1 protein-coding gene is annotated in these 1,054 nt (G+C 59.5%); it reads right to left on the reverse strand.

The genetic code is table 11. The annotated features are described in order from the left end of the window. Positions 1-55: 55 nt before the first annotated feature. Positions 56-1,054: enolase-like domain-containing protein (locus CKO31_RS26030; protein WP_200243804.1), on the reverse strand; the 999-nt coding region annotated here is incomplete at its 5' end.

Here is a 1,054-nt window from a genome sequence, read left to right on the forward strand (position 1 = left end):
GCCATGCGGTGTGGTCGTTGAAACATGTCGATCCCCTCGCTGCGGATCACGGGCCCTAGGCCGGCGGGCAATACGCTTCTTCCGCGAGTCGAAGCAGCCGGTTGTACTTGGCGATCCGGTCGCCCCGTCTGGGCCCGCCTACCTTGATGAGGTCCGCGCCTACCGCGACGGCTAGGTCACACATGGCCGTGTCTTCGGTTTCTTTGGAGCGGTGCGATACACAGAGCCGCATCCCTGCCTCGCGTGCCGCAACTGCCGCATCCAAGGTGCCGGTAACCGTGCCGACCTGGTTCATCTTCAACAGAATCCCTGTTGCGAGTCCGGGGTCGATATTCTCGGCGTTCGTGGCGAATAGATCGTCGCCGACGATCATTGTGCTCGCGGACGCATACCCTGTTAATGCACGCCAAGCGGCGCCATCGTCCGGGCCGAATGGGTCTTCGTAGAAACAGAAATTGTAGTCATCGAGCAGTCTTCTGTGGAACGCTTGGAACTCGTTTGCCGTGTAGATATCGGTGCCGACACGGTATGTGCCGTCTCCCTGCTCCATATGCTCAGCGGCGACGTCCGTACCCAAGGCGACGTCATTGCCTAACCCGAGCCGCTCGAGCGTCGATGCAATGATGTCGAAGAGTTGTTGCAGATCGGACAGGCTGGTCATCATTCCGCTCGAGGCCGAATAGCCTTCGAGGAGGTCCCGAGAGCGCATCAGGTCTTCAATCTCGCCATAAACCGTCAAGGCCGTTTCTACATCGTCACGCAATCGCGCATGCCTTGGAATAATCATCAACTGCTGGTAGGAAATATGTCCGCCATGCACCCCGCCGCTGAAGATATTGACAATCGGATGCGGCATGCTCGGCTTGAGATCGGAGAGATCGTCGAGCAGTGTCTTGAGTGAACATCCGCGCGCCCTTGCCTGTGCTCGGCAGAACGCGAGGGATAGGGCGAGGGCGATATCGGCGCCCAACTTCTCGAACGGACCGCCCTTCGCGAACGCGGCATCAAACTCGCGCTGGCTTTGGAAGCTGCGGCCCTGGATATAGGCCTGGAG

Source organism: Thiohalocapsa halophila, assembly GCF_016583825.1.
In the GTDB taxonomy this organism is placed as follows: Bacteria; Pseudomonadota; Gammaproteobacteria; order Chromatiales; family Chromatiaceae; genus Thiohalocapsa; species Thiohalocapsa halophila.